Source organism: Lysinibacillus sp. 10T31 (assembly GCF_056394365.1).
This window is the reverse complement of the sequence record NZ_JBFTHS010000044.1, coordinates 24,434-39,350: the sequence shown is the minus strand read 5'-3', so window position 1 is coordinate 39,350 and position 14,917 is coordinate 24,434. Positions and strand designations below refer to the sequence as shown.

Annotated in this window: 12 protein-coding genes and 1 riboswitch; of the genes, 11 read left to right on the top strand and 1 reads right to left on the bottom strand. The window is 35.9% G+C overall.

Translation table 11 applies throughout. The annotated features are described in order from the left end of the window. Positions 1-734 precede the first annotated feature (734 nt). Entirely contained in the window at positions 735-2,909 is a 2,175-nt protein-coding gene (locus AC1DCY_RS21035) for a DNA topoisomerase III (protein ID WP_477353354.1), read from the bottom strand. Positions 2,910-3,249: 340 nt separating this feature from the next. After that, positions 3,250-3,433: riboswitch (cobalamin riboswitch) on the top strand. Between the two features lie 90 nt (positions 3,434-3,523). On the opposite strand from AC1DCY_RS21035, the gene AC1DCY_RS21030 reads away from it, so the two are divergent. From AC1DCY_RS21030 to yiaA, 11 genes are all read left to right on the top strand, one after another. Next, a complete protein-coding gene (locus tag AC1DCY_RS21030; RefSeq protein ID WP_477353353.1) occupies positions 3,524-4,612 on the top strand; it encodes a FecCD family ABC transporter permease in 1,089 nt (362 codons plus the stop codon). Then, complete coding sequence (locus tag AC1DCY_RS21025; protein WP_477353352.1) at positions 4,613-5,386, top strand: ABC transporter ATP-binding protein; 774 nt, start codon at positions 4,613-4,615, stop codon at positions 5,384-5,386. A 59-nt stretch (positions 5,387-5,445) separates the two neighbouring features. Next, a complete protein-coding gene (locus tag AC1DCY_RS21020; RefSeq protein ID WP_477353351.1) occupies positions 5,446-6,444 on the top strand; it encodes an ABC transporter substrate-binding protein in 999 nt (332 codons plus the stop codon). 50 nt (positions 6,445-6,494) lie between these two features. Next, on the top strand, positions 6,495-7,184 hold the full coding sequence (locus tag AC1DCY_RS21015) for a precorrin-3B methylase (RefSeq protein WP_477353350.1): 690 nt from the start codon (positions 6,495-6,497) through the stop codon (positions 7,182-7,184). A gap of 342 nt (positions 7,185-7,526) precedes the next feature. Further along, positions 7,527-7,970 carry a MarR family winged helix-turn-helix transcriptional regulator gene (locus tag AC1DCY_RS21010; protein ID WP_477353348.1) on the top strand — a complete coding sequence of 148 codons (444 nt, stop codon included), beginning with the start codon at positions 7,527-7,529 and terminating at the stop codon, positions 7,968-7,970. Positions 7,971-8,040: 70 nt separating this feature from the next. Continuing rightward, positions 8,041-9,804, top strand: coding sequence for an ABC transporter ATP-binding protein (locus tag AC1DCY_RS21005; RefSeq protein WP_477353346.1), 1,764 nt, complete (start codon positions 8,041-8,043; stop codon positions 9,802-9,804). After that, entirely contained in the window at positions 9,797-11,626 is a 1,830-nt protein-coding gene (locus AC1DCY_RS21000) for an ABC transporter ATP-binding protein (protein ID WP_477353344.1), read from the top strand. Before AC1DCY_RS21005 ends, AC1DCY_RS21000 begins: the two co-directional genes overlap by 8 nt. A gap of 246 nt (positions 11,627-11,872) precedes the next feature. Next, positions 11,873-12,748: a phosphotransferase family protein gene (locus AC1DCY_RS20995; RefSeq protein ID WP_477353342.1), complete on the top strand. Its 876-nt coding sequence runs from the start codon at positions 11,873-11,875 to the stop codon at positions 12,746-12,748. Positions 12,749-12,881: 133 nt separating this feature from the next. Further along, positions 12,882-13,226, top strand: coding sequence for a hypothetical protein (locus tag AC1DCY_RS20990; protein ID WP_477353340.1), 345 nt, complete (start codon positions 12,882-12,884; stop codon positions 13,224-13,226). Positions 13,227-13,435: 209 nt separating this feature from the next. Then, positions 13,436-13,861 carry a hypothetical protein gene (locus AC1DCY_RS20985; protein WP_477353339.1) on the top strand — a complete coding sequence of 142 codons (426 nt, stop codon included), beginning with the start codon at positions 13,436-13,438 and terminating at the stop codon, positions 13,859-13,861. A 241-nt stretch (positions 13,862-14,102) separates the two neighbouring features. Further along, complete coding sequence (yiaA, locus tag AC1DCY_RS20980) at positions 14,103-14,609, top strand: inner membrane protein YiaA (RefSeq protein ID WP_477353337.1); 507 nt, start codon at positions 14,103-14,105, stop codon at positions 14,607-14,609. Positions 14,610-14,917: the final 308 nt, after the last annotated feature.

The window sequence follows — 14,917 nt, the reverse complement described above, 5'->3', positions numbered from 1 at the left end:
TGATTCAAATAAGGTTGTGAAGTAGGTCAGTTTTTTTTACGGATTCAAGATCCAAAGAGCTGCCCGACCTATTCTTCACCTCTACTATATAAAAAAATAGTAGTACGAACCAATGCCTTGGTCTGCACTACTAATCTTAGTATGTTTTTCTTTCTTGAACTCCCATGAAAGAACGTAATCATCTTTCATTTTCTGAGGTGTAGTGTTGACTTTAAGCAACATGGATGGCTAACGGGGCAGTTTACTTGAAGAAGAACTGATAAAACAGTGAGGGGTTAAATAAAAATCACCCTATAAAAGGCGAACAGTTTAGTTGTCGGGATCTAGTCCCACTGGTGTTTCCGTTCGACCAGGCTACTATCAATCTATAAATTGAATAAAAAATAGTCAACCAGATTTCCTCTGGCTGACCTTATCATACGAACGGGTGCTTTAATCGAAGAAGATAGCAAAATCAAAAGCAACAATCTTTGAGAAAACAGCTATATTAAAAGAGCATGCTTAATATAATTTCTGGCATGTTTCTTCATTAAAGGGCACTTTAATGGAGGAAATATCATAGAAATGATCGATCTTTTTTAGAGAAGAATGATTCAATAAAATATATAAAGAGCACGTTTTGATTTTTTTTTTTTAAAACACGCACTTTCTTTTTACTTGTTTATCAAGGCTATTATTAAATTCTTAATACAAGCTACAGACTTTCAACGATATGTTGAAAGTAGAATTGTTAGTTATTGTGGAAATCTAAAATTAATTTTACGTTCTTTTTCATCCCAAATAAGGTGGGCATTAAAAGTTTTCTCTCCTTTTTTAAATCCTTTTATCAAGTCTGTTTCACCAGCTGCCAAGAGTTTTTTTATATTGGATTGTGAAATAGTTTTTCTTAAAAGTTTCTTTGAAACCGAGAATTTACAATTAGCTGTTTTATAATTTGAACACCCGTAAAAAGTGCCATGATCTATGATTGACCCCTCGCAAAGGATACATTTCCCAACTACTGTTTTTTCTTTATTATATCTTTTATTGTACGGATTATTTGCAGTGATTTTATCGACTGCATTTTGATTAAATGCCCATTCCTTTTCACGCATGTTAGCATCTGAAATCAATTTGTCAGCAAGCTTTTTTACTTGTTCCATAAATACTTTAGGAGAAGCGTTGCCTTCACCAATTTCAGAAAGTCGTTGCTCCCATTTGGCTGTCATAGAAGGGGAAGTTAAGATACTTTCACCTAGTGCCTCAATTAGTAACATACCTTTAGTCGTTGCAAAGACTTGGTTTTTCTTAACTTCGATGTAGTTTCGATCTTTTAATGTACCAATAATTCTAGCGCGTGTAGCTTCAGTACCTAATCCTTCCGTTTTCGATAAGACCTTTTCTAATTCCGCATCTTCCAAATGTTTACCAGCTGTTTTCATTACGGTAATCAAATTACCTTCAGAATAACGATTTGGTGGTTGGGTTTCACCTTTTTTTACGTTAGCTTTCGCAACGATACCTTGCTCATTTTCATGTAATAGGGGAAGTAGTTCATCTTTGTCTGTAGGTGAGTTTTCTTTAGAATGATAAATTACCTTACGCCAACCTTCTTCCATAAGCACTTTGCCCTTAGAGATGAATTCTGCACGTTTATCGACAAGTGAATGAATCGTTGTGTAAGAAAATATGGCATTGTTGTAATGTGCTGCAATGACTTGTCTTGCAACTAAATCATAAATTTTTTCTTCTTCTGTACTTAGCTTCGCTACGTCTGGTATTTGCTCTGTAATAATAATTGCATGGTGATCGGTTACTTTTTTTTCATTCACATATCTTTTATTATTCATAATTGAACTTGTTGGGGGCGGAAGAAGACCTTTAGATTTATCAATTTTACTTAAATGCTCTAGTATCTTAGGTAGTGTTTTTGCTTCTTCATTCGTTAAAAATTGTGAATCAGATCTTGGATAGGAAACTACGCCCTTTAAATAAAGCTTTTGCAAAATATCCAGTGTATTTTGTGGTGAGAATTTATAGGCCTTGTTTGCTGTAGCTTGTAATGCAGATAAGTTGAATAACAATGGAGGAGCGTATTCCTTTGTTTCTCTTTTAATACTATTAATTTCTACATTTTTATTGATACAGAAATTAGCAATCGCAATAGCTTGTCGTTCCTCTTGAACCCTTGAAATGTTATCTTTATGCCATTTTGCTTTTAACATTTTTCCATTAAAATTAAACTCTGTTTCCACTTCCCAAAATGGTTCTGATTTAAAATTCGCAATTTCATGCTCTCTCTTTACTATTAGTGCAAGTGTAGGTGTTTGTACACGACCAATTGAAAATACATCTTTCACGCCATTTCGTTTGAGGAGTACCGTGTATAATCTGGATGTGTTGATGCCAATTAGCCAGTCTGCACATGAACGACTTAGTGCTTCAAAATAAATATCACGTGTTTTCTCTTCTGGTAGTAAGTTTGCAAACCCATTTTTTACAGCGTTTTCTGTTAAAGATGATATCCATAGACGTTTCATCGGTTTATTAACACCGCATACTCTCAAAATGGTGCGGATAATTAACTCACCTTCACGCCCAGCATCACCACCAATGATGATTTCTCGAATATCAGGTCTTTTTACTAAACTTTTAATTACATTGAATTGTTTATATTTTGATTTTGTCACTTTATATTCGAATCGATCTGGAATAATCGGTAATGTTTCTAATGTCCATTTCTTCCATGTTGGATTATATTCCTCAGGTGCTTTCAATTCACATAGATGTCCTATCGCCCATGTAATTAGTGCTCCATCTGGAAAATATGTGTTAGGCTTAACTTCAAAGTAACCAGCTTTTTTTGTAAAAGAAAAGGGGGCAGCTAATTTTGCAGCTTGATCTGGTTTTTCTGCAATTACTATTTTCATATATCCTTCTCCTATTAATAATAATTACAACTTCTTGTATATTAATTATAAATTAATTTTCAGTATAACGGTAATATTAATAATTGTGTTTATCGGACTGCTCTTCAAACTAAAAGATGTCCGAAAATTCATCTGCTAATGTTTTTTCTTTTTTTAATGGGATTACGTTGTGATATTGAATATAGAGAAGAAGGCTAAATATATTTATTTTTCTAAAAATAATTAATGTTTAATAGTTCTATTTTACAGCTATTAAACGCTCGTTTATTAATATTTTTACTTTAATGTATTATATAATATAATTGCTATCTGGAAAATATTCTGATATTGTTCCTCTTATAACTTAATAATTCTTGTTGGTGCGAATGACATTGTTCGTTTGCTTAAAAGGGAAATCGGTGCAAATCCGATGCTGTCCCGCAACTGTAATGGAGAGTCTATACAATAGTCACTGTAGCGAGCTATGGGAAGGCGTATAGATGATGAACCTGAGCCAGGAGACCTGCCAATAAAAGTAACAAACTTACATAGAACCACGAGGATGGTTGTAGTGACTGGGAAGAGACGCCCTTTATTTAACTATGACATCCTCTTGTGACAAGGGGATTTTTTTTATGCCCTTTGCTTTAAGAGAGGAGAGCGTTTTGAAAAATCCAACAACAAGAAAAATCAACCTACTCTTATTAGTATTGACTGGTGTCGTTCTAATATCAATGACGTTAGCGATAATGGTAGGCTCTGTATCTATTACACCTGGTATTGTATGGCGTATTTTTTTGTCGCATATCCCGTTCAATCCACTTGGAATTGCAGAAGATTGGAGTCGTTCGCAGGAAATTATCATATGGCAAATTCGTACTCCCCGCGTAGTACTTGCCATAATAGTCGGAGCGGGTCTTGCTATTTCGGGAGCTGCTATTCAAGCTTTAGTTCGCAACTCAATCGCAGACCCCTATATTTTGGGTGTATCTTCCGGTGCATCTGTCGGTGCGACGTCTGTTATTTTACTTGGAGCTTTTTCATTTTTGGGTATGTATGCGCTATCATTTGCGGCTTTTATAGGTGCGACGATTGCAGTACTAATCGTGTTTTTCTTAGCACGAGTTGAGGGGCGAATTTCAGTTATTCGATTATTATTAGCCGGAATTGCCGTGTCACTAGTTTTGTCAGCAATGACGAATTTTATGCTGATGATGGCGAAAGAAGAGGGCGGCATAAAGGCAGTGATGTATTGGATGATGGGAAGTCTGGCTGGAGCAAAATGGGGGAATTTATTGATTCCATTCGTTGTTTTAACGGTCGTCTACGTAGTTTTACGTCTCCATGCACGTCATTTGAATTTACTTTTACTAGGCGAAGAATCTGCTGTTACGCTAGGGGTTAATTTAGAGAAATTTCGATTGCTACTAATTTTATTAATTTCCCTATTAACAGGTGTCCTTGTTGCTGTAAGTGGTGCAATTGGCTTTATAGGTCTGATTATTCCACATATCGTACGTATGATTGTCGGCTCAAATTATAAGTTTGTACTGCCAGTCAGTGCATTAGTTGGTGCGATATTTTTAATATGGGCTGATGCAGTTGCACGCATTGTGATTGCACCTGAGGAAATGCCGATTGGAATTATTACGGCTTTATGCGGATGCCCATTTTTTATATGGATGTTGCGTAAGCAAATGTATTCTTTCGGGGAGGAGAATTAGATGGTATACGTAGCAAAAAACCTTACTTTTGCTGTGCAGCAGGTGAAAATATTAAACAATGTTTCTGTACATATTCAAGAACGCGAGTTTGTGGGCATAATTGGCCCTAATGGCAGTGGGAAATCGACCCTATTAAAAAATATGTACCGTATGCTACAACCCCAAGAGGGAGAAGTATTTTTATTTAATGAAAATATTTACAAGCAATCTTCAAAGGAGATAGCAAAGCAACTAGCCGTCGTAGGGCAGGAAACACCAGTGCTATTTGAGTTCACTGTTAAGGATCTTGTTGCAATGGGACGTACACCGCATAAAAGGCTTATGGAAGTGGATACAAAAGAAGATCTAGCTATTGTCGAGGAATCGATGCAGCAAGCAGGCGTTCTGCATTTAAGTGAACGTACTTTTAGTTCATTATCTGGTGGTGAGAAAAAACGGGTCGTTGTTGCAAGGGCTTTGGCGCAACAGGCTAAGGTCATGGCATTAGATGAGCCAACGAATCATTTAGATATTCAGCATCAACTCCAGCTCATGGATTTAATACAGAGCTTGCCGATTACGGTCATTGTAGCCTTGCATGATTTAAATATTGCAGCAACTTATTGCGATAAAATTTATGTTTTAAAGGACGGAGAAATTGCGGCGTATGGAACTCCGTTTGATGTATTAACACCCTCATTGCTACAAAAGGTGTTTGGTGTACATGCGGAAGTTAGTGTACATCCTGTCACGAAAAAGCCGCATATTTATTATATATCTGAGCAATTTTTATAGTTAGTTAAGGAGTCTTAGATTTCTTTCTATATATTTTTTAGAAAAAAGGAGAAGTAGACATGAAGACATTAAAAAGCGTATGGCTTGTTCTTGCAATCGCAATGCTAAGTATTTTAGCGGCTTGTGGTAACGGGGAAAAACAAGATTCAGCATCGCAAAGTGAACAAGTAGAACCAGCAAAAGCAGGAGCAACGGAAGTAACGATTGACAATAACAATACGACACAAGTCTATTCGGAAGCACCTAAAAAAGCGATTAGCTTAAATCAACATGTGACAGAGATTATGCTAGCGTTAGGCTTAGAGGATTCGATGGTCGGAACAGCATATTTAGATGATGCAATTTATCCACCGTTACAGGCAGCGTATGAAAAAGTTCCGGTATTAGCTGAGCAATACCCAACAAAGGAACAAGTGATTGATTCAGGCGCAGATTTTTTATATGCAGGCTGGAAAAGCGCGTTTAGTGAGAAGGGTGTCGGAACACCAGAAGAACTAGAAGCACTTGGCATCCACACTTATTTACATACATCTTCAAGCATTAAAAATCCTAAGTTAGAGGATATTTTCGGCGATATTCGTAACATCGCCAAGATATTCCATGTGGAAGAGCGTGGAGAAAAGTTAATTGAGCAAATGACAAAAGATGTAGAGGACATTCGTTCGAAGCTTCCGCAAGAGGAGGGTAATTTACGTATTCTTGTATTTGATAGTGGTGAGAAAGATGTTTTCACTGCTGCACAAAACTTCATGAATGAACTTGTGACAGTAGCAGGTGGAAAAAATATTTTCGGTGATGTTGAGTCTGGCTGGGCAACTGTTTCAAAAGAAGATGTAGTTGAGCGCAACCCTGAAGTTATCGTTGTAATTGACTATGGTTCAACTACTGCTGAAGAAAAAATTAATTTCCTAAAAAATGATCCAGCACTAAAAGAAACGGATGCGGTATTAAACGGACGTTTCGTTATTTTACCACTATCAGCAGCATCCGAAGGTGTTCGTGCGGCTGAAGCAATTCGAATTTTGGCACAAGGATTTTATCCAGAAAGCTTTCAATAAAAAAGAGGAGCTAGCCATGTGCTAGCTTTTTTTATAGGAGGAGTGTAAAAATGACTATAAATGCTTTTAGCCATAATATTCCTGAAAAAACATTTGCTAAGTTAAACAGAGAAGGTGAATTTACGCGTCTTGCTGTGAGTCCTGGCATTATTAACAAACATTATACACCAGCACAATTTCAAACAATCGCGGAGGTAGTCGGAGTGAGTGGCGCTATTAAATATTCTGCGTCCTACAGTATACTACTATCCGTACCGACAATAGAATTAACGACGGCCAAAAGGAAGTTGGAAGAAGCGGGCTTATATATTGCAAAGCAAGGACAGATTGTAGCTATGAAGGCTTGTGATTTTTGTGATGGCGATAAAATGGAGGCAGCACAGATTACAGAGGAGCTGTATCAGCAGCTTGAAGGCTTGGAAGTACCAAGCAGGATTCGCATTAATATGAATGGCTGTGCATCAGCTTGCTATAATGCCGTTTATGATGATATTGGGCTTGTCTATCAGAAAGATAGCTTTGATGTGTATTTAGGGGCTGTTCCGATGGGGAAAAATGCACAGGCAGGAGAGCTATTTGTGAAAAAAGTTCCTGTACAAGATATCGAAAATCTTTTGCAGGAAATAATTAGGTTCTATAAAGAACTTGCTCACCATAAAGAACCATTTTACAAATTTTACAAAAGAACAAAAGATGCAGACTATTGGCAAATGATAAAAGATCACCCAGGTAATCAATGATATGAAAATAGTTCCGTAAATGAAATCATGAAAAAAAGATCGAAAGCAATAGAAAGTAGAAAGCTTTAATGGAATTTTCCGAACATTGTTATTTTGACATTCATCAACATACTTTATTTCAAAGCAAAGCCACTTATTTTTATAATTAAAAAGTGGTTTTGCTTTTTTGTTGAATTTTTTGCAGTGAATATGGCAAACTGAATACGGAGATAAATCTGAACATGATCCATCTTTCACCTAATGGCATAAGCGTCTTACGAATAAAATTATGTATTGAGTTAAATACGACATGCCCCACAGGAACACTACTAAAGTTAACAGTCTAATATTGGAGGTAGAAAATTGAGCAAAAGGAGATCAGTTGGGTTAGAGTTGCGTACATTATCGCTTTTAATGAGAAGACAATTGGATCAAACCATATGTACTATTCAAACGGAAAGAGATAACCTTACTGCAATGCATGGTTGGACGATTGGTTATCTTTACAAAAATCAAGATACAGATGTATTTCAAAAAGATTTTGAACGAGAATTTTCTATTCGCAAATCAACAGCGTCGAGAATACTGAAATCTATGGAAAGTAATGGATTGATTAATAGGCAAACTGTTCCCTATGATTCAAGACTCAAAAAAATTGTCTTAACAGAAGATGCGTTGAAAATACATGACAGTATCATGACGCGTAGAGCAATGCTTGAACAAAAATTACTAACAGGTATCCCGGAAGAGAAACTTGAGGTTTTTTTTGAAGTGATGGATGCTATGAAAGAGAATATTGAATCTTGAAGAAGATGCAATTTTGAGGTTTTTATTACTATATAGTTAGCATGCTAACTAAATAAGGAGGACTGCAAACATGTTGAAAATATTTAAATACTTAAAACCAAAAGAATGGACGCTAATCGTAGCCAGTATTGTGTTCATTGTAGGGCAAGTTTGGCTGGATTTGAAGTTGCCGGATTATATGTCTAAAATTACGACACTTGTACAAACAGAGGGCAGTAATACGAGCGACATATGGTCAGCTGGAGGGAAGATGCTTTTATGTGCCCTTGGCAGTATGATATTGGCAATCATTGTAGGCTATTTTGCGGCAAGAGTAGCAACTTCTCTTTCAAAGGAATTGCGAAAAGGAGTATTTGACAAAACTCTATCTTTCTCTATGGAGGAAATTAATGGTTTTTCAATCGCAAGTCTTATTACTCGTTCTACTAATGATATAACGCAAATACAGCAAACTGTTGCAATGGGTCTTCAAGTTATGATTAAGGCTCCTATCCTTGCAACATGGGCTATTTTGAAGATCATGGGGAAAAGTTGGGAGTGGTCAGCTGCAACAGGAGTAGCTGTCATTGTTTTACTTATTTTGATAGGTAACCTGATCATCTTTGTGCTACCGAAATTTAAAGTCGTTCAAAAACTGACAGATAATCTTAACCGAGTAACAAGAGAAGGTTTAACTGGTATTCGTGTTGTTCATGCTTATAACGCTCAAGGGTATCAGGAAGAAAAATTTGAAAAAGTAAATAACAACTTAACTGATACAAATCTTTTTGTAAACCGCCTTATGGCCCTTATGCAGCCGGGGATGGGTCTGATTATGTCAGGTTTAACTCTTTCTATCTATTGGATTGGAGCGCATTTAATTAATAATGCAGCGGGTATGGATAGAATCGGTAAGTTTAGTGATATGGTGGTATTTTCATCTTATGCAATGCAGGTAGTTATGGCATTTATGCTATTATCAATGACATTCATTTTGCTACCTAGAGCAGCAGTATCGGCAGCACGTATAAATGAAGTACTAAATACACCTCAAACAATTATTAATGGAGAAAGACAATCGTCGCCTAAGGGAATCGAAGGTGAAATCGAACTGCGTAATGTTAGCTTTAAATATCCTAATGCAGAGGACTATGTGTTAAAAGATATTAGCTTTACAGCACATAAAGGCGAAACAGTCGCTTTCATTGGTTCTACAGGTAGTGGTAAAAGTACGCTTATTAATTTAATCCCAAGGTTTTATGATGCTACTGAGGGAGAGGTATTAGTCGACGGTATTAATGTGAAAGAATATGCACAAGAAGCTCTTCATAATAAACTCGGATACGTTTCACAAAAAGTCGTATTATTTTCAGGGACAGTAAAATCTAATGTTACCTACGGTGATAACGGCCAGTCTCCATCAACAGATGAGGAGATTAAAAAAGCGGTGGAAATTGCCCAAGGTAAAGAATTTGTGGAGACAATGGAGGGCGAATATGAAGCAACGATTGCCCAAGGCGGTACAAATCTTTCTGGAGGACAAAAACAACGTCTCTCTATTGCAAGAGCAGTGAATAGAAATCCAGAAATCTTTATTTTTGATGATTCGTTCTCTGCATTAGATTATAAAACAGACCGTCAACTTCGTTCTACTTTGAAAAAAGAAACGAAAGGTGCAACTTCATTGATTGTGGCACAGCGAATTGGAACGATTAAAGATGCTGATAAAATCATTGTTCTTGATGAAGGTAAAATCGTTGGTATAGGAAAACATAGTGAATTATTGAAAACTTGTAACACTTATCAGGAAATCGCCTATTCGCAACTATCGAAGGAGGAGTTGGAAAATGCCTAATACACAAAATAAGCCTCGAAAAGGTCCAGGTGGTCCAGGTCATATGGCTCCTGGAGAAAAGCCCAAGAATTTCAAAAAGCCTTGGGCGAAGTTGATTGCCTATTGTAAACCTTATTTACCAGCGATAATCTTTGCTCTTGTATTAGCAGTTGTAGGAACAATTTTCACAATCATTGGACCGAATAAGCTTAGTGAGATCACCGATTTGATAATGGATGGCATGGCTGGTGAGATTGATATTACGGCTATCGGAAAAATTGGTCTGTTCCTTGCTATTTTGTATGGGCTGAGTTTTATTTTCAATTATATTCAGGCGTTTATTATGGCTACAATTACTCAGCGAGTATCCAAAAAGTTACGGACTGATATCTCGAACAAAATCGATAGATTACCGTTGAAATATTTTGATTCAACAACGAATGGCGATGTATTAAGTCGTGTCACGAATGATGTGGATATGATTGGACAGTCTCTAAACCAAAGTATTGGTTCGTTAGTGACAGCGGCAGTTATGTTCTTTGGATCTTTGATTATGATGTTCACTATTAATGTTACAATGGCTCTTTCTGCCATTGCTGCAACTTTCATTGGATTTGTATTTATGACCTTTATTATATCCAAATCCCGCAAGTATTTCGTTCGCCAGCAGCAGGACCTTGGTAGAATAAATGGCCATATTGAAGAAATCTATTCAGGACATGATGTCATGAAGGTTTATAATGGTGAAAAAGCGGCGAAGCAAGAATTTAATGAAATCAATGAGAGTCTTTTTAATAGCGCTTGGCGAGCACAGTTTATGTCAGGGATGATGATGCCGCTCATGATCTTTATTGGAAATTTAGGTTATGTTGTGGTTTGTGTAGTAGGTGCTGCACTAACAATGAAAGGTTCCATTACATTTGGTGTTATTGTTTCATTTATGGTGTATATCCGCTTATTTACGCAGCCGTTGTCTCAGTTAGCACAGGCAGCTACAAGCTTGCAATCAACTGCTGCAGCAAGCGAACGTGTATTTGAGTTCTTACAAGAAGAAGAGCTTAAAGATGAAAGTGATAAGAAAGCCACTTTAGAAGCCAAAGATGTTAACGGCAATGTGAAATTTGAAAACGTTAAGTTCGGATATACGAAAGAGAAACTTATTATTAAAGATTTCTCTGCTGAGATAAAAGCCGGTCAAAAAGTGGCCATTGTCGGACCTACTGGGGCTGGGAAAACAACGCTTGTTAATCTTCTCATGCGTTTCTATGAAGTAGATAGCGGGGAAATCATGATTGAGGATGTACCGACTAAGTCCATTACGCGTAAAAATGTTCACGACTTATTCTGCATGGTGCTGCAAGATACTTGGCTATTCGAAGGTACCATTAAGGAAAATATCATTTATAACAAAGATCATGTAACCGATGATGAAGTAGTTGCAGCATGTAAAGCAGTAGGTTTGCACCACTTTATTAGAACGTTGCCAAAAGGTTATGATACAGTTTTAAATGATAATACAAGTTTATCTGTAGGACAGAAACAGCTTATTACGATTGCAAGGGCAATGGTTAAAAAAGCACCATTGCTTATCTTAGATGAGGCTACTAGTTCCGTTGATACGCGTACTGAAGCACTTATTCAAAAAGCAATGGATAAATTGATGGTGGGCAGAACATCATTTGTTATTGCACATAGACTTTCAACAATTAAAAACGCCGATTTAATTTTAGTTATGAAAGACGGAGATATTATTGAAAGTGGTAATCATGAAGAGCTAATTGCTGAAAAAGGATTCTATGCGGATCTATACAATAGTCAGTTTGAAAATGCAGATGCTTCTTAAAATTGAATGCCATCTATTCGCTTTTGGCTACTAGGGCAGTGTGTAGCTTCGTAAATAAGATGGATAGTCTACAAGTAAGATTGATAAAAATCACCTCGTTCCTTAGAGGTGATTTTTTTATTGGATATTTATGTTAAAATGGATTTAAATTTTGTGAAGAAATGTAGTTAAACTAACTGCGCAGGACAGTTCAACAAGAGTTTAGGTACCAAAACAATTGAAAAAGGCCAAAGGGGGTATTTCTATATGAATAATAACTTTATTGAAAACATTCAATCCTGTTATTCTGACCTTTCCATTGAAGACTTTTATCTTAATGAAATTGGACAGAATAATGATGTGTTAATTGTAAACAAATCTTTGGTTTTTAGATTTCCAAAATATAAAAATGGCATCATTCAATTAAGAAGAGAGACGGAAATTTTGAAATATATTAAAGGGATCGTTTCCACTCCTATTCCGAATCCAATTTATCAGTCTTTTGAAGAGGTAGAACCAGGTAAGGTCTTCACTGGCTATAAACTAATAGATGGTGTTCCTTTGTGGAAGGAAAGTTTAACAGATGTTAATAGCGTTGAATTGGTGAAAAGGTTGGCAAAACAACTTGTTTCTTTTCTTGTAGAACTCCATTCTATTTCAGGAGAAAAAGCAAGTCGAGATTTGAAACTAAAGGTTCGTAATCCTAGTGAAGAGATGTATAACCTGTATGATAAGATTCAAAATACATTATTTCCTTTTATCAGAAAAGACGCTCAAAAGGAAATATCACAATCCTTTGAAACATTCCTAAAAGGGAAAGCATTCTCAAATTTAGATATAACACTTATACACGGAGATTTCGGAGCATCTAACATTTTGTGGAATCCAGAAACAAGTATGATTTCAGGGATAATAGATTTTGGTGGTTCTGGTTTAGGAGATCCGGCGTATGACTTTGCCGGCATACTCTCTAGCTATGGTGAAAATTTTTTTGATATGTGTATTAACCTATATCCTAACGGTAATGAAATATCTGAACGAGTTAAATTTTATAAAAGTACATTTGCTTTACAAGAAGCCTTGCACGGCATTGAGAATGAAGATAGACAAGCTTTTGAAAGTGGAATAAAAGATTATAGATAGATTACTGTTCAACTAAAGTGTGCGTTGATTACGGAAGGATTAACGCTTTTTTATTGAACTTTTTGTACTAACGTTGCAGTTTAGTGGGGTAAGAACTTTCGAAATGGTGAAAATTGGAAATTAGAGGTTTTATATGATACAAGAAAATTTCGATGCACACACTGACTCACATTTAAAAGTATTGAGTGAAATTAGTGCAATTTCTAAGACACTCGAAATTGAATTCTGGTTGCTCGGTGGATTGGATGGGCAATTGATTTTTTACTTGGCAAGATTACCTGACCACATTGATATGGAGGGATGCATTTTTGGGATAGGCATTCATCCTAATTTTCTGGGAACTGGATTGGGTAGGAGCTTACATTCAAAAGGATTATACAGATTGAAAAATGAATTTCAAGCTATGTCTTATTTAGGAATGACTCAAGTTGACAATATTCCAATTAGAAATATTATGGTTTCAAACGGATGCATTTAAAATAAAAATACAGTAATTTCTTTACAATATTCTATTTAGGAATGAGTTTTTTCGTTAATGTTTGCTTTTTTATATTCAGGGGTTCTTATTGAAGTAACGGAGTGCGTTAATTAAAGTTCATTGAGTTGTATAGGTAGTCTTTTACACACATGAAAGAACGTAGTATTCTTTCATTCTCTGTTGTGTAGCGCTAGTTTTGCGCTACACGGATGGCTAAGGAGAAACCGATTTTAGCATTGACTGGAACATATATTCATATAAAAGGAGGAAGCGATAAGTTGAAACTGATTTGTAGAGTGTGTAATTTAGAAATTTCTGAACCATTATCGGAATTAAAAGACCTGAATTTGATTAATGAAAACGATGGTCAAGATTATATTCCTAGAGGCTTTTATTTAATTCAAGAGGAAACAGCTTTTGAAATATTAAAAGGATCGATCATTATCAACATCAAGGATTTAATCAATTCAAACCACCATTCAGATAGTAGTAGATTAAATGGCTGTTGTGGTCTTGACGGATGTGATGGAATGAACAGGGTTTGCTTGCATGATCACGAAATTGGTACAGAATACTCTGATTGTTGGAGGTTTCATAAAGTTGTATTAAATCCAGAGTTAGTACAACTGATTTAAGATTTACACTCATACCTCATGCAGGCCTAAGCACAAAACCGATTTCGGACGAGGTATAATTGATCGCGAAAACTAAAGGTTGTGAAGTTATGTTCTTCATGCTAATGAGCATATACTTTAATAACGAAGCTCTTTTTTCTTATTCAACTTATTGGCAGGTTAGTTTTGCAAAGAAGGTGCACTACAGTGTTTCTGGTGCTCCATTTTTTTATTAGAGTAAAAGATGGAGGCGAAAAATTGAATGTCCAATGATGATGAAGTTTTATTAGATAAAGAAAAACGAAATGATTTAAAAGTGAAAGAAGAAAGGAAAGAAGAAAGGAAAGAAGAAAGGAGAGAAGAAAGGAAAGAAGGAGAACCGACTGCAGCCTTCAAAGGGGCTTCGTGGGCAGCGCTATTAGTAGGTGTTGCGTCTTATCTTATAGGTTTGTTTAACGCAACTATGCAATTGAACGAAAAGGGATATTACTTTGCAGTTCTAGTATTCGGACTTTATTCGGCGATATCTTTACAAAAAGCAGTTAGAGATAAAGATGAGGGAATACCAGTTACTAATATTTATTATGGTATTAGTTGGTTCGCTCTTATTGTATCTATTGCATTAATGGCCATCGGTTTATACAATGCAGGAAGTATTGTTTTAAGCGAAAAAGGATTTTTTAGTATGGCATTTGTTCTTAGTTTATTTGCAGCTATAACGGTTCAAAAGAATATAAGAGATACACAGAGGGCAAGAGAAAGAGGTTGAGTTATGTACCACAATGGCGCAGAATCCTACTATGCTGCAAGGAGTTTACTTGGCTCGTTAATCTTTACTTTCCAACGAGCTATGGGTACTTTAGTTAAACAAGGCACAATAAGATAACATTTTTTCATATTTTTTATTTAACAATTTAGGCGCATTGATCTAATAGATCAAGCGTCTTTTTTTGCGATAGAGGGTGTAATTATGCGGACTTTACTTGAGAGAATATTTGATAATGTTAATTAAACAATTTCATATGTATGAAATTATTTTCATAAAATGTTGTTTATTGCTATGTTATGTATTATATT

Coding starts and splice junctions, on each gene's coding strand:
- AC1DCY_RS21035 (WP_477353354.1), bottom strand. CDS start 2,909: ATGAAAATAGTAATTGCAGAAAAACCAGATCAAGCTGCAAAATTAGCT.
- AC1DCY_RS21030 (WP_477353353.1), top strand. CDS start 3,524: ATGCCCTTTGCTTTAAGAGAGGAGAGCGTTTTGAAAAATCCAACAACA.
- AC1DCY_RS21025 (WP_477353352.1), top strand. CDS start 4,613: ATGGTATACGTAGCAAAAAACCTTACTTTTGCTGTGCAGCAGGTGAAA.
- AC1DCY_RS21020 (WP_477353351.1), top strand. CDS start 5,446: ATGAAGACATTAAAAAGCGTATGGCTTGTTCTTGCAATCGCAATGCTA.
- AC1DCY_RS21015 (WP_477353350.1), top strand. CDS start 6,495: ATGACTATAAATGCTTTTAGCCATAATATTCCTGAAAAAACATTTGCT.
- AC1DCY_RS21005 (WP_477353346.1), top strand. CDS start 8,041: ATGTTGAAAATATTTAAATACTTAAAACCAAAAGAATGGACGCTAATC.
- AC1DCY_RS21000 (WP_477353344.1), top strand. CDS start 9,797: ATGCCTAATACACAAAATAAGCCTCGAAAAGGTCCAGGTGGTCCAGGT.
- AC1DCY_RS20995 (WP_477353342.1), top strand. CDS start 11,873: ATGAATAATAACTTTATTGAAAACATTCAATCCTGTTATTCTGACCTT.
- AC1DCY_RS20990 (WP_477353340.1), top strand. CDS start 12,882: ATGATACAAGAAAATTTCGATGCACACACTGACTCACATTTAAAAGTA.
- AC1DCY_RS20985 (WP_477353339.1), top strand. CDS start 13,436: ATGGCTAAGGAGAAACCGATTTTAGCATTGACTGGAACATATATTCAT.
- yiaA (WP_477353337.1), top strand. CDS start 14,103: ATGTCCAATGATGATGAAGTTTTATTAGATAAAGAAAAACGAAATGAT.